We start from the raw sequence: 18,688 nt of genomic DNA, 5'->3' as shown, positions 1-18,688 counted from the left end.
GGCCCGTAAGCCCCCTTTTGCACTGTCATTCACAGACACCGGCGGCGGACTCATCCACCGGTGCGGGTGACATTACTCGGAAGCCGTTTCAGCTGCTTCGTCGACTTCAACAAACTCGTCACCGCGGCCTTCCTTCGACTTGGCGCAGGCATTGGCGATCGCCTGCACGTAGATCTGGATGGCGCGAATGGAGTCGTCGTTGCCCGGGATGATGTAGTCAACACCGTCCGGATCGGAGTTGGAATCCACCACACCGATGACCGGGATACCCAGCTTGTTGGCTTCGTTGATCGCGATGCGTTCATGATCAACGTCAACCACGAACATGACGTCCGGCAGACCGCCCATGTCCTTGATACCGCCGATGGAGCGCTCGAGCTTTTCCTGCTCGCGCGTGGCCATCAGGACTTCCTTTTTGGTCAGCTTCTCGAAGGTGCCGTCTTCATGCATGGCTTCGAGTTCGCGCAGGCGCTTGATGGACTGACGAATGGTCTTGAAGTTCGTCAGCATGCCGCCCAGCCAGCGATGGTTCACGAAGGGCTGGCCTACGCGATTCGCTTCCTCGGCGATGATCTTGGCGGCAGCGCGCTTGGTACCAACAAACATGATCTTGTTGTTGTTGGCCGACAGGCGCTCGACCACGGAGACGGCTTCATTGAGTGCCGGCAGCGTATGTTCGAGGTTGATGATGTGAATCTTGTTACGAGCGCCGAAGATGTATTTGCTCATCTTCGGGTTCCAGTAACGGGTCTGGTGACCGAAGTGGGCACCTGCCTTGAGCAGGTCACGCATATTGACTGACATGATGACTCTCCTGAGTATCGGGTTAAGCCTCCACGTACCCCATGGGTCCGACCGTTTTCACGGCACCCGGGACCATGTGTCGGTACATGTGTGGTCTCTGTGGTAATGGTTCGAACGCTTTGTGCATCGTCCGTCCACGGAACAAGTCTGTCATACCGGGACATGGATTGCAGGAAAACGCGCGGCTTTATACCATATAATGCTGCCAGGATGAAGCCGAACCTTGCTGTCACTGCCCCGCTTGCGAGGAGGAATCGATCCTGTCTTCTCGCACGGCTTCCCATTTCGCTTATCACGAGTCGCCATGAACATCCCCATCCATAACGCCGAAGACATCGACAAGCTACGCATTGCAGGCCGACTGGCCGCCAGCGTGCTGGAGATGATTGAGGCCCACATTCGTCCGGGCATTTCCACCGGCGAAATCGACCGCCTGTGTCAGCATTATATCGAAAACGAGATCGACTCGATTTCGGCCACTATCGGCTATCACGGCTATCAGCACGCCACCTGCATCTCGCTCAATCACGTGGTCTGCCACGGTATCCCCGATTTCGGCAAAAAGCTTAAAAAGGGCGATATCTTCAATATCGACGTCACCATCATCAAGGATGGCTACTACGGCGATACCAGCCGCATGTTTGTTGTCGGCGATAACATCAAGGGCGAGCGGCTCTCCCGGGTGGCGCAGGAGTGTCTGTACGAGGGCATGAAAGTCATGCGCCCGGGCGTGTGGCTCTCCGATATCGGCCGCGCCATCGAGGCCCATGCCACGGCCAACGGCTACAGCGTGGTCCGCGACTTCTGCGGTCACGGCATCGGCCGCAGCTTTCACGAGGACCCGCAGGTACTGCACTACGACGGCTATAACGAGCACAATGATGCCGAGCTCAAGGAAGGCATGTGCCTGACCGTTGAGCCAATGATCAATGCCGGCGACTGGCCGACCCGGGTTCTCAAGGATGGCTGGACCGCGGTTACCCGCGACAAGAGTCTGTCCGCCCAGTGGGAGCACACCCTGATTGTCACCACTGATGGCGTGGAAGCCACCACGACTCGCCATGACGAAGACCTGGGATTTCTGACAGACTGACGCCTGTCGCCTCCATGCCCTTTGGCCTGCTTCCGGCAGGCCCATGGCGTACGCTGTCCTTTACTGCCACCAGGGTAATGGCTCATGTTGCTGCATCATTATCGGTTCATCCCGGACACCACCCTGATCGACCTTGAGGCCCTGAAGGCGCGTCTTGATCACGACACGTCTCCCATCGGCGCCGTCCGGGAGGTGCTGGCCGATATTCGCAGCCGTCTGGATGAGCGTTTCAAAAACGGGGCCGATATTCGCGACCTGGTCCACGGCAGGGCCTGGTGTATCGATCAGCTGCTGGCGCTTTTGTGGTCACGCCTTGAGTGGCCCGATGACGGTATCGCGCTGGTGGCCGTGGGCGGCTACGGTCGCGGTGAGCTGCATCCCCATTCGGACATCGACCTGATGATCCTGCTGGAAGGCGATGACGACACGCCCTGGCGCGAGCCACTGACCGGGTTCATCACCATGCTGTGGGATATCGGCCTGGATATCGGCCACAGCGTCCGCTCGCTTTCAGACTGTGAGCGCGAGGCGCGCGACGATGTCACGGTAATTACCAATCTACTGGAAACACGTTGTGTTGCCGGCTTTGAACCGCTTCTTGCGCGCATGCGCGAGCGACTGGAACGGCTGGACACCTGGAGCAGCGATACCTTCTTTCAGGCCAAGCTTGCCGAGCAGAAGGCGCGCCACAGGCGCTTTAACAACTCCGAGCATCATCTCGAACCCAACATCAAGAGCTCACCCGGCGGCCTGCGCGACATTCAGACCGTCACCTGGGTGGCCAAGCGCCACTTCGGCACCAATATCCTCGAAGTCCTGATGCAGCGCGGCTTCATGACGGACGCCGACAGGCGCATTGCCAGTCAGAGCCGCGCCTTTCTCTGGCAGGTGCGCTACGCCCTGCACATGATCAGCGAGCGCGCCGAGGACCGGCTGTTGTTTGATCATCAGCGCGCCATTGCCACGCTGTTTGGCTATCACGATACGCCGGAACGGCTGGGGGTCGAGGAGTTCATGCGCCGCTACTATCGTGTGGTCACGGCGCTGGTCGAGCTCAACGACATGCTGATCCAGAATTTCGAAGAGAACATCCTTCAGCAGGATCAGACGCCGGAGATCACCCCGCTCAACGATCGCTTTGAGCTGCACGGGCGCTATCTGCGCATTCGCTCGCCCAACGTTTTCAAGCGCCGCCCGTCGGCCCTGATCGAAATGTTTGTGCTGCTGGCCCAGCACCCCGATATCGAAGGCGTGCGGGCCGCCACCATTCGGGCCATCCGGGACCATCGCCACCTGATCGACAACGGCTTTCGGGCGGATCTGCGCAATCGCAGCCTGTTTCTGGAGCTTTTGCGCGGTGGCGGCATGGTTTCCCGCGAACTGGGCCGCATGGCGCGCTATGGCATTCTGGGCAAGTACCTGCCCCGCTTTGGCCACATCATCGGCCTGATGCAGCATGATCTGTTTCACATCTACACGGTGGATGCCCATACCCTGCGCGTGCTGGACGTCATTCAGCGCTTTCGTACCCGTGAAGGGCGCGAGGAGTATCCGCTTTGCGCCGCTCTCATGGCGCGCGTGCCCAAGCTGGAACTGCTGTGGATTGCCGGGCTGTATCACGATATCGCCAAGGGTCGCGGCGGCGATCACTCACAGCTGGGTGCCAGGGACGTCCAAGGGTTTTGCAGCCGCCATGGCGTACCGCGACGCGACACGCATCTGGTCAGCTGGCTGATCGAGCACCATCTTTTGATGTCTACCACGGCGCAAAAGCGCGACATCAGCGACCCGGAGGTCATCCGTGAATTTGCCGCCACCGTCCACGACGAGGTGCATCTGGATTATCTTTACCTGCTGACGGTGGCCGACATCAATGCCACCAACCCCACCCTCTGGAACAGCTGGCGCGCCGCGCTTTTGCGACAGCTTCATGGCGAGACACGGCGCGTGCTGCGCCGCGGACTGGAAAACCCGCTGGATCGTCAGGAGTGGATCGAGGAGACCCGTGAGGAAGCCCGCGCCCTGACCCAGTGCATGGGCGGCGAATGCCAGGCCGTGGACGCGCTCTGGGAGACGCTCGGGGATGACTACTTCCTGCAGTACAGCGCCAGCGAAATTGTCTGGCACACCCAGGGCATTTTGCAGGCCGGCCCCGAGTTCATGCCCCTGATTTTGATCAGCGCGCCGACCGAGGACATGACCGATGGCGGTACCAAGGTGTTTATCCACACCCGCTCGGTCAACAATCTTTTTGCCGCAACGGCCGCGGCCATCGACCAGCTGGGGCTGTCCATCCACGACGCCCGCATCGCCACCTCCAGCAACAACTGGACACTCAACACCTTCATCCTGCTCGACAGTGACGGCCAGGCCATTCGCGACCCCGACCGGCTCAGAGAGATTCAGGCGCACCTGATCGAGGAACTTGATGACCCCGATGACTACCCGCGGATCGTCAAGCGTCACACCTCGCGCCAGCTCAAGCACTTCCGGGTCCCTACCCGGGTGCTGATCGAGCAGGACGAAGCCAATCAGCGCACGGTGCTGGAGCTGATCGCCGCCGACCGCCCGGGCCTTCTGGCGCATGTGGGACAGATTTTCATGAGCTTTGATATCGCCCTGTCCGGCGCCAAGATTGCAACGCTTGGCGAGCGGGTCGAGGACGTTTTCTTCATTACCAATACACAAGGGGCGCCGCTTGAAGACCCCGAGCTTCAAAAGGCGCTAAGCGAGCGCCTTTGTGACGTTCTCAATGCCGAGGCCGGTATCGCAACGACCAGATAGGGCCTGTGCACTATCTGTTGCAGTCACCCCGATTTGAGCCCCGCCATGCCGGGCGCCTATAATCGCCGCCCAATGCGTCATGAGAGACCCCCATGCTGAAGCTTTATGGCCTTTCCAACTGCGACCGCTGTCGTCGCGTTCGTCGGCGGCTCGAGGCCGGTGACCAAAAGGTCGAGATGATCGACCTGCGCCGGCTGGCCGACCGGGGCGAGCTGGAGGAGACCCTTCAGCATCTTTTGTCCCGCGTTGACTGGTCCACGCTGCTCAACCGGCGCAGCACCACCTGGCGCGGACTGAGCGATGGCGAACGTGACAATCTGGATCACGTGCGCGCGACGGCGCTTTTCAGAACCTATCCGAGCCTCATCCAGCGTCCGGTCCTCGATACCGGCGCCCAGATACTGGTGGGCAAGGCCGTTGACGACTGGGCGGCCTGACCCCTCCCCCTTTATTCAAGGAGTTTTTCATGCTGAGTTTTGCACTGGGTATCGGCACCCAGAACCGTCAGGGCGACTGGCTCGAAGTCTATTACCCCGCCCCGCTTCACGCCCCGGACCGTACGCTTGTCGATACCGTGCGCAGCACGCTGGGCGCCCCCGAAGGCAACGTGGCCGCAAGCTTTCTGTCTGAACACTGCGAAAGCCTGGCCGAGGCGTTAACGCATGCCGGCTGTGACGAGCAGGCCGACATCGCCCGCGCCATGGCAGACAGTCGCCGCCCGCTGGTCGCCGTCTTCCTGGAAGAAGATCGCGCCCCTGAGAGCGTGCCGGAGGTGTATCTCAAGCTGCATCTGCTGTCCCATCGTCTGGTCAGGCCCCACGGCATCAGGCTTGACGGCATGTTCGGCCTTTTGAAAAACATCGCCTGGAGCAGCGAAGGCGCCATTGATATCGAGGAACTCAACGACCGTCGCCTGAAGGCACGTCTTGAAGGCCGCGCTCTGTCCATCGACTGTGTCGACAAGTTCCCCAAGATGACCGACTACGTGGTGCCGAAGGGCGTTCGTATCGCCGACACGGCACGTGTGCGTCTGGGCGCCTATCTGGGCGAAGGCACCACCGTCATGCATGAAGGCTTTTGCAACTTCAATGCCGGCACCGAAGGCCCGGGCATGGTCGAAGGCCGCATCGCAGCCGGCGTCATGCTGGGCAGCGGCTCGGATCTGGGCGGCGGCGCCTCGACCATGGGCACGCTTTCCGGCGGTGGCAACATCGTGATTGGCACCGGTGAAAACTGCCTGATCGGCGCCAATGCCGGCATCGGTATCCCGCTGGGTGATCGCTGCACGGTTGAAGCCGGTCTCTACATCACCGCCGGCGCCAAAGTGGCGGTGCTCGACGATCAGGGCGAACTGGTCGAGACCGTGGCGGCACGCCAGCTGGCCGGACAGAGCGATCTGCTGTTTCTGCGCCACTCCCAGACGGGCCGCCTTGAGTGCCGCACCAACAAGAGCGCCATCGCACTCAACGACGCCCTGCACGCCCACAACTAAGGGATCGTTCAGCGCTGTCCACCCATCCGGGCGCTCATGCGAGCGCCCGTTGAACGAAGAGCGTCATGTACAAGGTTTCCGACAACACTGCGGCGAACGCACAGGCACCGAGCGAGACGCTGACACTGGCGCTTGAGCTGCTCTCGAGAGCCTCTATTACCCCGGAGGATGCCGGCTGTCAGACGCTGATCGGTGAGCGTCTGGCGCAGCTGGGCTTTCATCTGGAGTGGATGGATCAGGGCGAGGTGCGCAATCTCTGGGCCGTGCGCGGCCACGGCGGGCCCACACTGGTATTGGCCGGCCACACCGATGTGGTGCCCACCGGCCCCGAACATCTGTGGCAGACCCCGCCCTTCTCGCCCTGCATTGATGACGACGGCTACCTGCGCGGTCGAGGTGCGGCCGACATGAAGGGCTCACTGGCCGCGATGGTCACGGCCGTCGAGCGCTTCGTAAGCGCCCACCCCGACCATGCCGGACGCATTGCCTTTTTGCTGACCAGCGATGAAGAGGGGCCGGCCCGTGACGGCACCCGCGCCGTGGTAGAAATCCTGCGCGCGCGACAGGAAGTTGTTGATTACTGCATCGTCGGCGAGCCCTCCTCCGAGGCGCACTTTGGCGATGTGATCAAAAACGGCCGGCGCGGTTCGCTCAACGGCGTGTTGCGCCTCCAGGGCATTCAGGGCCATGTCGCCTATCCGCAGCTGGCGCGCAATCCCATCCATCAGGCCCTGCCGGCGCTTGACGCTCTGGTCGCCGAGCATTGGGACAGCGGCAATGACTTTTTCCCACCGACCAGCCTCCAGATTTCCAATATTCATGGCGGCACCGGTGCCAACAATGTCATCCCCGGCGAGCTGGAGGTGACCTTCAACCTGCGCTTTTCCACCGAGGTCACGGCGCAGGCGCTCACGTCACGCATTGAGGCGCTGCTTGATGCGCACAAGCTTGACTGGCACATCGACTGGCAGCTCTCGGGCGAGCCCTTCATGACCGAACCGGGCGCGCTGACCGACGCGGTAAGCGCGGCACTGGCCGGTATCACCGGAACGCCTCCCCGGCTCTCTACCGGCGGTGGTACCTCTGACGCCCGCTTTATTGCTACGCTGGGGCCGCAGACCATCGAGTTCGGGCCGCGTAATGCCACCATCCATCAGCGCGATGAGCGCATTCTCGCCACGGACCTTGATCTGATGCGCCAGGCCCTTGAATCCACCCTTGACCGGCTGCTGCGATAACCATGGAGCACTATCCAGATATCGAGGTTTATCTTGTCTGCAATGACGCCGAGCGTATCTCGCAATGGCTCAGCGAGGCACTGCAAACGCCTGTCACGCTTGAGCGCGCCGGCAAACAGCAGTGGCGGACCGCGCCGGTGTACCAGGGTCAGCGTCTGCCCGTTTTGCTGGTCGAACATGCCGCCGACCGGCTGGCCAGTCTCTGGTTTGACAGCGAGCTCACGCCCTGGCCCAGGGATGTCGACTGTGCCCGCGCCGCCAGCCAGGCACTGGAATGCGAGGTGCGCTGCTCGCTGGGCGGCTGGCAGCCCGGCGATGACCCCGACCGCTTTTTCCAGATCCTCGCCGATGGCAGCGAAGGCGTGATCCACTGGCCCGACGCCGGTCAACAGGACGCGAAAAAGTAACGGCGGCACGCCCCCTGAGCGCGTTTTGAGCATAAAAACGCCCCGCGTTGCGGGGCGTTTTTGTGACAGCGTTCATGACCTGCAACAAGAGGATGCCTGTTACGTAATGACGGTGACATCCTCGGCCTGCAGACCGCGCTCGTTCTGGATGGAGTAGTAACGCACCCGCTGTCCCTCGGCCAGCGTACGGTGCCCCTTGCCGCGAATGGCGCGAAAATGGACGAAGACGTCCTCACCGCCGTCACGGGTAATAAAGCCGTAGCCCTTGTTGACATTGAACCACTTGACCACGCCGATCTCGCGATCATCCTTTTCGACTTCCACCACGTTGGACAGGGTCGGGGTCAACACGTGCATGGCAAGCGTTGCGATTTCAAGTGCCACAAAGGATGCCACGGCAGACAGCGCCCAGATGACGACAAGACCGGGGTCAGCGGCCATGTTCTCGATGACGACAGGGCTTGCAAGGTAGACAAGAAAACCTGCAAGAACCGGCGTTAAAAGCGCCAGCAGCAGGCTGATAACGGTACAGCGCCAGATGGTTTTTGCACTCATGACGATACTCTGCTTCAAACGTTTATCGGATTGTTTACTCGGACTGTTCTCACCCCGCATATTCCCATGATGCCCCTTGTTCACGGGATGTGAACCCAGCCACCGACCGTTTGGCCGGATGTTTAACGTACGGAGATCAACGATATGACAACACCTCCGCAACAAGCTGATTCTAACATGCACATTGACACTACGCTTAAGCAGGTGATAGAGCGCGCTAACGATCTGGAAAGTCGCCTTGCCTGGCAGGAAAACTGGCTGGAGCGTCTGGACGAAGCACTGATCACTCAAAACGCCACCATCGAGCGCCTGGAGCGGCTGTGTAACCTTATGGCCCAGCGGCTTGGTGAGCAGCGCGAAAGCCTTGAGTCCCTGCAGTACGACGGCGGCGAGGAGCGACCGCCCCACTACTGAAGACCAGCGCGCTGAACACTGGGCCCTCATGGCTCAGCCGGACACAAAAAAAGGGGAAAGGCCCGAGCCTCTCCCCCTTTTCAGGTCGCGATTATGATCAACAAGCCTTACCAGGCCGAATGCGGCACGCTCGGGTCGAGCCCGTCGAGATAGCGCTCGGCATCAAGGGCGGCCATGCAGCCGCTGCCGGCCGAGGTAATCGCCTGACGATAGATCTGGTCGGCCACGTCACCAGCGGCAAACACACCCTCGATGCTGGTGGCGGTGGCATTGCCATGAAGGCCCGATTTGACCGTGATATAGCCATCCTTCATGTCGAGCTGGCCATTGAACAGATCGGTATTGGGTCGATGGCCGATGGCCACGAACAGCCCCGGCGCTTGAAGCTCGCGCGTACTGCCATCCGTCATGGACTTGAGCCGCACGCCCGTCACGCCCGAGCCATCGCCGAGCACCTCATCAACCATGGTGTTCCATTCGATTGCCATGTTGCCGTTGTCGACCTTGTCGAACAGCTTTTTCTGCAGGATCTTCTCGGCCCGCAGGCTGTCGCGGCGATGGACCAGCGTCACCTTCGAGGCGATGTTGGAAAGATAAAGTGCTTCCTCAACTGCCGTGTTGCCGCCACCCACGACCACGACATCCTTGTTGCGATAGAAAAAGCCGTCGCAGGTCGCACAGGCGGATACGCCCTGCCCCTTGAACCGCTCTTCGGATTCGAGGCCGAGATACAACGCAGTGGCGCCGGTGGCCACGATCAGAGCGTCACAGGTATAGCTGCCCTGATCGCCCTTGAGACGAAAGGGACGCTCGGTCAGCGTGACCTCATTGATGTGATCGATGCGGATATCGGTATCAAAACGCTCGGCATGACGACGCATGCGCTCCATGAGCTCGGGCCCCTGAACGCCGCTGTCATCACCCGGCCAATTGTCGACATCCGTGGTGGTGGTCAACTGACCGCCCATTTCCATCCCGGTCAACAGCATCGGAGACAGATTGGCGCGAGCCGCGTAGACCGCCGCGGAATAGCCGGCCGGGCCGGAGCCCAGAATAATCAGCGGATGATGGCTGGCATCACTCATGACATACCTCGGTAGAAATCAACGGAAATTGGATGGCGCCCAGTGTAACACTGCCCATGGCGTGCTTCAGTGTCCGAAAAGACATGATGCTACCGGCTCCATTGTGGGCAAGCGTACGGTGCGGGGCCAATCGGTGATGGCAATGACACTCATTGCCGCAAGCAGACTCAGGCATCGTCATCGCGGCCGAGCGTGACCGACTCGAGGGTGTCATCGAAAGGCGATATCGTCACGGAAAGAACGATCGGTGCGCAGCACCACTGACAGTCGACCCAGGTCACATGGGAGCCCTGGCTGGTGTCGATATCGATGTCATTCATGGCGTCGCAGTAGGGGCAATGGTCCTGCCATGATATTAGCCATTGGTCGCACATAGAGGGCTTTCGCCTTGAAATACTTGAACGAAACAGGCGGTAAACTGTTATGCTAGCGCCACGAAGTTTGTCGACAATGTAGGCAGACCGACACAAGGTCATATTGCGGGTATGCTTACTATACTCATCAGGAAGCAGCATCACGCTGGACCATGTTTCCTGATGCGGCGTACCGGCCATGCGTTATTGCCTCTCCTGACGGAGGTTACCAGGTCGCATGGTGCGGGTCCGGAATCCGATGATGAGGAGGCCTCATGAGCCCTGATAACACCAAAGGCACGCTCAGCGCGCTGACGGTCGGTGACAACACCTACCACTACTATAGCCTTGAAAAGGCAGCCGAGCAGTACGGCGATTTTACGCGTCTGCCCTTCACGCTCAAGGTGTTGCTTGAAAACCAGCTGCGTTTTCAGGACGGCGTGACCGCCACTGAGGACGACATTCAGGCGCTGGTGGACTGGCAGAAGGAAGGCCGCTCCACGCGCGAGATCGGCTACCGCCCGGCCCGCGTTCTGATGCAGGATTTCACCGGCGTTCCCGGCGTTGTCGACCTCGCCGCCATGCGCGATGCGGTGGCCAAACTGGGCGAAAAGCCCTCTCGCATCAACCCGCTGTCGCCGGTGGATCTGGTCATCGACCACTCGGTCATGGTTGACGATTACGGCAACCCGCAGGCGTTTGAAGACAACGTCAAAATCGAGATGCAGCGTAACCTCGAGCGCTACGAGTTCCTGCGCTGGGGTCAGCAGGCCTTTGACAACTTCAGCGTCGTACCGCCCGGCACCGGCATCTGCCACCAGGTCAACCTCGAGTACCTGGGCAAGTCGGTCTGGACGAAGGAAGAAGACGGCAAGACCTTTGCCTTCCCCGACACCCTGGTCGGCACCGACTCCCACACCACCATGATCAACGGTCTGGGCGTTCTGGGCTGGGGCGTTGGTGGTATCGAAGCCGAAGCCGCCATGCTGGGCCAGCCGGTTTCCATGCTGATTCCGGAAGTCATCGGCTTCAAGCTCGAAGGCAAGCTCAGAGAAGGCATCACGGCCACCGACCTGGTGTTGACCGTGACCCAGATGCTGCGCAAAAAGGGCGTGGTCGGCAAGTTTGTCGAGTTCTACGGTGATGGCCTCAAGGATCTGCCGCTGGCCGACCGTGCCACCATTGCCAACATGGCGCCCGAATACGGCGCGACCTGTGGTTTCTTCCCGATCGACGATGAAACCCTGAACTACATGAAGCTCACCGGGCGCAGCCAGGAGCAGATTGAACTGGTGCAGGCCTACGCCCAGCAGCAGGGCCTGTGGCGCGAGCCGGGCCACGAGCCGATCTTCACCGACACCCTGTCGCTGGACATGGACATTGTCGAGGCAAGCCTGGCCGGCCCCAAGCGTCCGCAGGACCGCGTCGCCCTGACCGACATGAGCGCCACCTTCGAGAAGCTGCTGGCCGATCAGTCTCAGGACGCGCCATCGAAGGAAGAAGGCCGCTGGCAGAGCGAAGGCGGCAACACCGCGCCCTTTGTCGACAATAGCTTCAACGAAGACCCCAACATCGAGCACCGCGGGCACAAGTTCCGCCTGCAGGATGGCGCGGTCGTCATTGCCGCCATTACCTCCTGCACCAACACCTCCAACCCGAGCGTGTTGATGGCAGCAGGTCTTGTGGCCAAAAAGGCCGTCGAAAAGGGTCTGACCAGCAAGCCGTGGGTCAAGACCTCGCTGGCCCCCGGCTCCAAGGTCGTGACCGACTATCTGGCCACCGCCGGTTTCCAGGAGCCGCTCAACGCGCTGGGCTTTAACCTGGTCGGCTATGGCTGCACCACCTGTATCGGCAACTCCGGCCCGCTGCCCGAGCAGATCGACACCGCCATTCAGGACGACAACCTGACGGTCGCCTCGGTCCTGTCGGGCAACCGTAACTTCGAAGGCCGCATCCATCCGCTGGTCCAGACCAACTGGCTGGCGTCACCGCCCCTGGTCGTGGCCTACGCGCTGGCCGGCAACGTGCGCCTGGACATCTCGAAAGAGTCGCTGGGCAACGACAAGGAAGGCAATCCGGTCTATCTCAAGGACATCTGGCCGTCCCAGAAAGAGATTGCCGAGGCTGTCGAGCGCGTGCGCAGCGACATGTATCGCAAGGAGTACGCCGAGGTCTTTGACGGCGACGAGACCTGGCAGTCCATCGACATCACCCCGGGTGAAGTCTACGAATGGTCGAAGGACTCCACCTATATCCAGCATCCGCCCTTCTTTGAAGGCATGGGTCGCGAGCCGGAACCGATCCAGGACGTCAAAAACGCCAGCGTTCTGGCCAAACTGGGTGACTCGGTGACCACCGACCACATCTCCCCGGCCGGTTCCATCAAGCCTGACAGCCCGGCAGGTCGCTATCTGCAGGAGCGCGGTGTCGAGGTCAAGGACTTCAACTCCTACGGCTCTCGTCGTGGTAACCACGAAGTGATGATGCGCGGCACCTTCGCCAACGTGCGTATCCGCAACGAGATGCTCGATGGCGTCGAAGGCGGCATGACCCGCTACGTCCCGAACGGCGAACAGATGGCCATCTACGATGCCGCCATGAAATACGCCGAGGAAGGCACGCCGCTGGTCATCATCGCCGGCAAGGAATACGGCACCGGCTCCTCGCGTGACTGGGCCGCCAAGGGCACGCGTCTGCTGGGCGTACGCGCCGTCATCGCCGAGTCCTACGAGCGCATCCACCGCTCCAACCTGATCGGCATGGGCGTTCTGCCCCTGCAGTTCCCGGAAGGTGAAGACCGCAACTCGCTGGGCATGACCGGTGACGAAACCATCAGCATCTCGGGTCTGACCGACCTGACGCCGGGCGCCAGCGTGAAGGTCGCCGTTACCTTTGCCGATGGCAATACCCGAGAGCTCGACGCGCTGTGTCGTATCGACACCGTCAACGAGCTGGAGTACTACCGTCACGGCGGTATCCTCCACTACGTGCTGCGCAGCATGCTGCCGAAGTAAGCCCTCGTTTCTGCCAGATCAAAAGGCCCCATCCGAGGATGGGGCCTTTTTTGTGCAATCACATATAGCGGATCAGTTCGACAGGGCCACCTGTCGGCGTGCCCAGAGCCACAGCTCAACGACGGCCAGCAGCATCAGCGCATAGCCCAGCGTCTCGATGCCCTCTTCCACCGTGGACTTGATCTCGTAGATGTACTGCGCCTTCATGATGGCTTCCCAGAAGATCCCTCGACCCATCAGGCGCGAGAAGACATACAGCGTCAGCATGCCGCTTAAAAAGAGCCCGAAGGACATCTGCTGCATGTAGCGGGTGCATTCATCCAGGACGTGATGGCGATAGCGCACCAGATACACCAGTGCCGGCACCAGCACCAGTGTCACCAGCCACTGCCACAGCCCGTCGAACACCCGATCAAACAGAAAATCCTGTTCGCGGATCAGTGACGCCAGCAAAAAGGCAAACATCAGCACGGTGCCGTGGCGATAGACACCCATCCCGCGAATTTTCCAGAGAAACACCAGACTGATCGAAAGCATGACGGTCTGGGAAATTTCGGCGAATGAGGCTTCGGTAAACTGATCATCAAGGGCTTTGGGCAGGGCGTCCCAGTACATGCACTGACAGATCAGCGCAATAAAGAAGAGATAGGCAACGTAGCGATAGATGCTGTTGAGCGTCTGTCGGCGCTCGGCAGGGGTTGAAGATATTGAATCTGACATGAAACTTCCGACAATCATAAGCGTGTTAACAAGTCATTATAGCGCTCCATCATCACGAAAGGCTGAAAAATTCATGAAAATGCAACATGCATCATAACCCGTTGATCAGTATGGACGCGGAGATGCCCGCCGGGCACCTCCACGCTCATCATCCTTGTTAACAACGCCATTCAGCAGCCGCTGACAGCCGGACGCGCCGGCTGGTCGAAAAAGAAGGGTCTGAGTTTGACACCCACCATGTTGCCGGCGAAGGCAAAAACCATCCAGACCCAGCCGTGCAGGCTGCCCGAAGCGATACCGCTGAAATAGGCGCCGATATTGCAGCCAAAGGCGATGCGCGCGCCGTAGCCCAGCAGCACCCCACCGATGACGCAGGCGGCCAGCGAACGCGCCGGAATTTTGAAGCTGGGTCGAAACCTGCCGGCCAGCGCCGCCGCCAGCATCGCACCCAGCACGATGCCGATATTCATGACGCTGTTGATATCGTTCCAGATGCTCTGATCCAGTGCACTGGCATTGCCGGGCTGCTGCCAGTAGCTCCACTGCCCCGGATCAATCCCCATGGCCTGAATGATCTTGGCCCCCCAGAGCGCAAAGGCTGACGTGATGCCCCAGGGCTTGCCGGCCAGTGCCAGCGTGGCAAAGTTGAGCAGGGCCAGCGCGACGGCACCGAAAAGCAGCGGCCAGGGGCCACGCAGCCAGCGCGCCGTGCCGCGACGCTCGGCCGGCACGGCCGCCGCTTCCAGGTTGCCATGCCGACGCCGCTCAAGCCACACGGTCAAAGCAGCAATCAACGCAAACAGCACCAGGCTTGTCGCGATCCCGGGGCCGGCCCCCAGCTCGACCAGCGATACCGGCTCAAATGCCGGGAGCGAGGCCCACCAGTCAAAGTTGATGGTCGCCAGCACCGAGCCGACGATAAAAAAGATCAGGGTGACGACCATGCGCGCATTACCGCCGCCGGCCGTAAACAGTGTCCCCGAGGCGCAGCCACCGCCCAGCTGCATGCCGATACCAAAGATGAACGCCCCGACCATGACCGACACGCCAATGGGCGAGACAAAGCCGCGTACCGGCTGATCAAACAGCGTGCCGGCCGACAGCGCCGGAAAGAAAAGCAGCACCGCCACGGTCAGCAGCACCATCTGGGCGCGCAGCCCGCGACCGCGACGCTCAAGAATGAACACCCGCCAGGCCGAGGTGAAGCCGAAGGCGGCGTGATAAAGCACCAGACCCAGCGCCCCGCCCACCAGAATCAGCGCGCCCTGCGTCACGCTGATGGTCGTACCGACCAAAAGTATTGCCACCAGCAAGAGCGCCCCCGCCCCCCACACGACCGGGGATTGATGCAGCGGCCCTTGCTGCCCGGTTGCTGTCACCTGTGCCATAACGCGACTCCAGACATACCATTGCTCCAGAAATAAAAAGATCGTTATTCATATTCTATAGGCATAAACACCGGGGCTGAAATAAATGCGGGTCATTGGATTCATCAGGCCCGGGAGACCCACGTACGTTATGCTGTCGAAACCTGAATGACACCGTACACGCGTGCGGTTATAGCCTATCGATTCAAGGAGTTCATGATGCGCTGGATTAATGTCGCGCTGTCCGCCGTGCCGGCCAGCCAGACCCCCTCGGCAGGGGCCGGCCATACGGGCAACGAAACGCTTATCGAACGTCAGCGTCTGTTTGGCAACCCCAGCCGTGTCCAGGGCCGCCTGAGCCCCGATGGGCAGTGGCTCTCCTGGATTGCCCCTGTCAACGAGGTGCTCAATCTGTGGGTCGCCCCCGCCGACCAGCCCGACCAGGCGCGCGCCCTGACCCACGAAGACACCCGGCCGATCCGCAGCTATTTCTGGTCGCCGGACAGCCGCCAGCTTTTGTACGTCAATGATCAGGGCGGCGACGAAAACTTTCGTCTTTACGGGGTGAGCGTCAGCAGTGGCGAGCAGCGCCTTCTCACACCCCAGGAAGGCGTACGCGTTCAGGTACTGGGCGTGAGCCGCCATGTCAGGGATTGCATCATGGTCGGCATCAACGACCGTGACCCGCGCTGGCATGACGTCTACCGGCTCAATCTCGACAGCGGCGAGCTGTCGCTGGTGCTGCAAAACGAGGGTTACGGCGGCTTTCTGCTCGATGAAGATCTCAACATTCGTCTGGCCGAACAGCCCCGCGCCGACGGCGGCGAAGACTTCTTTCGCGTCAACGACCTGACGGTCGAGGCCGAGCCGTTCGCCTCCATCAGCTTTGAAGACAGCGCCAATACCGGCCCGGCCGGCTTTACCCGTGACGGTCGCACCATGTACTGGATCGACAGCCGCGGGCGCGACACGGCAGCCCTTACTGCCCAGGACTGGAACAGCGGCGAAACCCGCGTCATCGCCCAGTCGCCGAAGGCCGATATCACCGGCGTGATGGCCGATCGCGACAACCACGACATCCAGGCCTTTGCCGTGGATTACCTGCGCACCGAATGGACCGCCATCGACCCGGCCATCGGTGAAGAGCTTGCCTTTCTCGACGGCAAACTCAAGGGCGAGGTCAATGTGACATCGCGCACCGATGACGACCGACGCTGGATCGTGGTCAACGACCCGGTCACGGCACCTGCCGAGACATGGCTTTTTGATCGCGACAATCGCACGCTGACCTCGCTGTTTGTCAGCCGTCCGGAGCTGGAAGGCGCCCCGCTGGCCGGCATGACGCCGCTGGAGATTACTTCCCGCGACGGCCTCACGCTGGTCTCCTATCTGACCCTGCCCGAGGGCAGCGATGCCGAGGGTTTCAAGACGCCGGACGCCCCGCTCCCCATGGTGCTGCTGGTCCATGGCGGCCCCTGGGCGCGCGACAGCTACGGCAGCAACAGCTACCACCAGTGGCTGGCCAACCGCGGCTATGCGGTGCTTTCGGTCAACTATCGCGGCTCGACGGGGCTTGGCAAGTCCTTCACTGCCGCCGGCGACGGCGAGTGGGGCACCACCATGCACGATGATCTGATCGATGCCGTGGGCTGGGCGGTCGATCAGGGCGTTGCCGACCCGGACCGGGTGGCCATCATGGGCGGCTCCTACGGCGGCTACGCCACGCTTGCCGGGCTGACCATGACGCCTGAGGTGTTCGCCTGCGGTGTCGATATCGTCGGGCCGTCGAATCTGACCACGCTGCTGGAGAGCATTCCGCCCTACTGGGAGGCCGGTCGCCAGCAGATGTATCGCCGCATGGCAGACCCCAATACCGAAGCGGGCCGCGAATGGCTGAAGGCGCGCTCGCCGCTGACCCATGCCGATCGCATCCAGCGTCCGCTGTTGATCGGTCAGGGCGCCAACGACCCGCGCGTCAAGCAGGCCGAAAGCGACCAGATCGTGGACGCCATGCGCGAGAAATCGATTCCGGTAACCTACGTGCTCTTCCCGGATGAAGGCCACGGCTTTGCCCGCCCGGCCAACAACATTGCCTTTAATGCCATTACCGAGGCGTTTCTGGCCGAAGCACTGGGGGGCCGATTCGAGCCGATCGGTGAGGCGCTAACCCCCTCTACCGTGACCGTGCCGCACGGCGCCGAGTACACGCCGGGGCTTGAGACAGCGCTTGGCACACAAGGCTGATCGGTAAACGCCAACAGCCCTTGATACGAAAAAAGGCCGCCTTCACGAGAAGGCGGCCTTTTTTACCTTTGCAGACCGGATCAATCAGACAAAGCGACCCAGCCCCACGGCCGGGCGCAGACGCTCCAGCAGCACATTGGCCTCGCCGCGGGCGCGCTCGGCGCCCTTTTGCAGCACCGACTCGATATGCCCCGGGTCCTGCATGAGTCGTTCATATTCACCGCGCGGGCCTTCAAGCTGTGCGTTGAGATGCTCAAACACCGCATTTTTGGCATCGCCCCAGCCGATGCCTTCAAGATAGCGCGTGCGCATGGCCTGCTCTTCGCTTTCGGTGGCAAAGGCCGAATAGATCTGAAAGAGCGTGCAGGTTTCCGGGTCCTTGGGTTCCCCCGGCTCCAGCGAGTTGGTCTTGATCTTGCGAATCAGCTTTAAAAGCTTTTTCTCGGTAGAGAACAGCGGAATGGTGTTGTCATAGCTTTTGGACATCTTGCGCCCGTCCAGCCCGTTAAGCGTCTGAACGCGCTCGTCCACCACCGCCTCGGGCAGCGTGAAATACTCGCCCTTGTAGAGGTGGTTGAAACGTCCGGCCATGTCACGAGCCATCTCGATGTGCTGTACCTGATCACGCCCCACCGGCACACGGTTGGCGTTGAACAGCAAAATGTCGGCCGCCATCAGTACCGGGTAGCTGAAAAGCCCCATGGTAATGCCGCGGTCCGGGTCGGGACTGCCGTTGTCTTCGTTGTCCGTCACGGCCGCCTTGTAGGCATGCGCCCGGTTCATCAGCCCCTTGGCGCAGACGCAGGAGAGCATCCAGGCAAGCTCGGTGGTCTCGTGGATGTCCGACTGGCGATAAAAGATGGCGTTGTCCGTATCCAGCCCCAGCGCCAGCCAGGTCGCGGCGATTTCAAGGCGCGACTGCTGCACGCGCTTCGGGTCGCTTGCCTTGATCAGCGCATGCAGGTCGGCCAGAAAATAGTAGGACTGAACGCTGTCGTCCTGGCTTGCGGCAATGGCGGGGCGAATGGCACCGACGTAATTGCCCAGATGGGGGGTGCCGGTCGTGGTAATGCCGGTCAGTACTCGTGTGCTGGTCATGAACGCAACGTCTGCTCGGT

Annotated in this window: 16 protein-coding genes; 9 read left to right on the top strand and 7 right to left on the bottom strand. The window is 61.1% G+C overall.

Going from position 1 to position 18,688, the window contains the following annotated elements:
* Positions 1–72: 72 nt before the first annotated feature.
* On the bottom strand, positions 73–807 hold the full coding sequence (rpsB, locus tag ACXMYO_RS01010) for a 30S ribosomal protein S2 (RefSeq protein WP_438768517.1): 735 nt from the start codon (positions 805–807) through the stop codon (positions 73–75).
* Positions 808–1,108: 301 nt separating this feature from the next.
* Between rpsB and map the strand changes: the two genes are divergently transcribed.
* The 6 genes from map (at position 1,109) to ACXMYO_RS00980 (ending at position 7,818) form a co-directional block, all read left to right on the top strand.
* Entirely contained in the window at positions 1,109–1,897 is a 789-nt protein-coding gene (gene map, locus ACXMYO_RS01005; RefSeq protein WP_457807526.1) for a type I methionyl aminopeptidase, read from the top strand.
* Between the two features lie 84 nt (positions 1,898–1,981).
* Positions 1,982–4,681 carry a [protein-PII] uridylyltransferase gene (locus ACXMYO_RS01000; protein ID WP_457807525.1) on the top strand — a complete coding sequence of 900 codons (2,700 nt, stop codon included), beginning with the start codon at positions 1,982–1,984 and terminating at the stop codon, positions 4,679–4,681.
* A gap of 92 nt (positions 4,682–4,773) precedes the next feature.
* Positions 4,774–5,118, top strand: coding sequence for an ArsC/Spx/MgsR family protein (locus ACXMYO_RS00995; protein ID WP_457807524.1), 345 nt, complete (start codon positions 4,774–4,776; stop codon positions 5,116–5,118).
* Between the two features lie 29 nt (positions 5,119–5,147).
* Positions 5,148–6,173 (top strand): 2,3,4,5-tetrahydropyridine-2,6-dicarboxylate N-succinyltransferase, encoded by a 1,026-nt coding sequence (gene dapD, locus ACXMYO_RS00990; RefSeq protein WP_457807523.1) that lies wholly within the window; start codon positions 5,148–5,150, stop codon positions 6,171–6,173.
* 65 nt (positions 6,174–6,238) lie between these two features.
* Entirely contained in the window at positions 6,239–7,411 is a 1,173-nt protein-coding gene (dapE, locus tag ACXMYO_RS00985; protein WP_457807522.1) for a succinyl-diaminopimelate desuccinylase, read from the top strand.
* Positions 7,412–7,413: 2 nt separating this feature from the next.
* Positions 7,414–7,818: a hypothetical protein gene (locus tag ACXMYO_RS00980; RefSeq protein ID WP_457807521.1), complete on the top strand. Its 405-nt coding sequence runs from the start codon at positions 7,414–7,416 to the stop codon at positions 7,816–7,818.
* Between the two features lie 99 nt (positions 7,819–7,917).
* Here the strand turns inward: ACXMYO_RS00980 and ACXMYO_RS00975 are convergent, their stop codons facing one another.
* Positions 7,918–8,373, bottom strand: a complete 456-nt coding sequence (locus ACXMYO_RS00975; protein WP_438766181.1) for a cold shock domain-containing protein — start codon at positions 8,371–8,373, stop codon at positions 7,918–7,920.
* 177 nt (positions 8,374–8,550) lie between these two features.
* On the opposite strand from ACXMYO_RS00975, the gene ACXMYO_RS00970 reads away from it, so the two are divergent.
* Positions 8,551–8,787: a SlyX family protein gene (locus ACXMYO_RS00970; protein WP_457807520.1), complete on the top strand. Its 237-nt coding sequence runs from the start codon at positions 8,551–8,553 to the stop codon at positions 8,785–8,787.
* Positions 8,788–8,894: 107 nt separating this feature from the next.
* Here ACXMYO_RS00970 and trxB read toward each other — a convergent pair whose 3' ends face one another.
* Together trxB and ACXMYO_RS00960 are read right to left on the bottom strand one after the other, a co-directional pair.
* The gene (trxB, locus tag ACXMYO_RS00965) at positions 8,895–9,872 is read right to left on the bottom strand and encodes a thioredoxin-disulfide reductase (RefSeq protein WP_457807519.1); all 978 of its coding nucleotides are present in this window, start codon (positions 9,870–9,872) and stop codon (positions 8,895–8,897) included.
* A gap of 167 nt (positions 9,873–10,039) precedes the next feature.
* A complete protein-coding gene (locus tag ACXMYO_RS00960; protein WP_457809455.1) occupies positions 10,040–10,246 on the bottom strand; it encodes a CPXCG motif-containing cysteine-rich protein in 207 nt (68 codons plus the stop codon).
* Positions 10,247–10,500: 254 nt separating this feature from the next.
* Between ACXMYO_RS00960 and acnA the strand changes: the two genes are divergently transcribed.
* Complete coding sequence (gene acnA / locus ACXMYO_RS00955) at positions 10,501–13,239, top strand: aconitate hydratase AcnA (protein ID WP_457807518.1); 2,739 nt, start codon at positions 10,501–10,503, stop codon at positions 13,237–13,239.
* Between the two features lie 72 nt (positions 13,240–13,311).
* Here the strand turns inward: acnA and ACXMYO_RS00950 are convergent, their stop codons facing one another.
* Together ACXMYO_RS00950 and ACXMYO_RS00945 are read right to left on the bottom strand one after the other, a co-directional pair.
* Entirely contained in the window at positions 13,312–13,959 is a 648-nt protein-coding gene (locus tag ACXMYO_RS00950; protein WP_457807517.1) for a hypothetical protein, read from the bottom strand.
* A gap of 170 nt (positions 13,960–14,129) precedes the next feature.
* On the bottom strand, positions 14,130–15,347 hold the full coding sequence (locus ACXMYO_RS00945; protein WP_457807516.1) for a YeeE/YedE family protein: 1,218 nt from the start codon (positions 15,345–15,347) through the stop codon (positions 14,130–14,132).
* 195 nt (positions 15,348–15,542) lie between these two features.
* Between ACXMYO_RS00945 and ACXMYO_RS00940 the strand changes: the two genes are divergently transcribed.
* The gene (locus tag ACXMYO_RS00940; protein WP_457807515.1) at positions 15,543–17,570 is read left to right on the top strand and encodes a S9 family peptidase; all 2,028 of its coding nucleotides are present in this window, start codon (positions 15,543–15,545) and stop codon (positions 17,568–17,570) included.
* A gap of 84 nt (positions 17,571–17,654) precedes the next feature.
* Here ACXMYO_RS00940 and trpS read toward each other — a convergent pair whose 3' ends face one another.
* Positions 17,655–18,668 (bottom strand): tryptophan--tRNA ligase, encoded by a 1,014-nt coding sequence (trpS, locus tag ACXMYO_RS00935; protein ID WP_438766165.1) that lies wholly within the window; start codon positions 18,666–18,668, stop codon positions 17,655–17,657.
* Positions 18,669–18,688 lie beyond the last annotated feature (20 nt).

Source organism: Kushneria sp. EE4, from assembly GCF_977968315.1.
This window is presented reverse-complemented; position numbering and strand designations above follow the sequence as displayed.

Coding starts and splice junctions, on each gene's coding strand:
- ACXMYO_RS00945 (WP_457807516.1), bottom strand. CDS start 15,347: ATGGCACAGGTGACAGCAACCGGGCAGCAAGGGCCGCTGCATCAATCC.
- trpS (WP_438766165.1), bottom strand. CDS start 18,668: ATGACCAGCACACGAGTACTGACCGGCATTACCACGACCGGCACCCCC.
- dapE (WP_457807522.1), top strand. CDS start 6,239: ATGTACAAGGTTTCCGACAACACTGCGGCGAACGCACAGGCACCGAGC.
- ACXMYO_RS01000 (WP_457807525.1), top strand. CDS start 1,982: ATGTTGCTGCATCATTATCGGTTCATCCCGGACACCACCCTGATCGAC.
- map (WP_457807526.1), top strand. CDS start 1,109: ATGAACATCCCCATCCATAACGCCGAAGACATCGACAAGCTACGCATT.
- ACXMYO_RS00960 (WP_457809455.1), bottom strand. CDS start 10,246: ATGTGCGACCAATGGCTAATATCATGGCAGGACCATTGCCCCTACTGC.
- ACXMYO_RS00950 (WP_457807517.1), bottom strand. CDS start 13,959: ATGTCAGATTCAATATCTTCAACCCCTGCCGAGCGCCGACAGACGCTC.
- ACXMYO_RS00975 (WP_438766181.1), bottom strand. CDS start 8,373: ATGAGTGCAAAAACCATCTGGCGCTGTACCGTTATCAGCCTGCTGCTG.
- ACXMYO_RS00995 (WP_457807524.1), top strand. CDS start 4,774: ATGCTGAAGCTTTATGGCCTTTCCAACTGCGACCGCTGTCGTCGCGTT.
- ACXMYO_RS00940 (WP_457807515.1), top strand. CDS start 15,543: ATGATGCGCTGGATTAATGTCGCGCTGTCCGCCGTGCCGGCCAGCCAG.
- dapD (WP_457807523.1), top strand. CDS start 5,148: ATGCTGAGTTTTGCACTGGGTATCGGCACCCAGAACCGTCAGGGCGAC.
- ACXMYO_RS00980 (WP_457807521.1), top strand. CDS start 7,414: ATGGAGCACTATCCAGATATCGAGGTTTATCTTGTCTGCAATGACGCC.
- ACXMYO_RS00970 (WP_457807520.1), top strand. CDS start 8,551: ATGCACATTGACACTACGCTTAAGCAGGTGATAGAGCGCGCTAACGAT.
- acnA (WP_457807518.1), top strand. CDS start 10,501: ATGAGCCCTGATAACACCAAAGGCACGCTCAGCGCGCTGACGGTCGGT.
- trxB (WP_457807519.1), bottom strand. CDS start 9,872: ATGAGTGATGCCAGCCATCATCCGCTGATTATTCTGGGCTCCGGCCCG.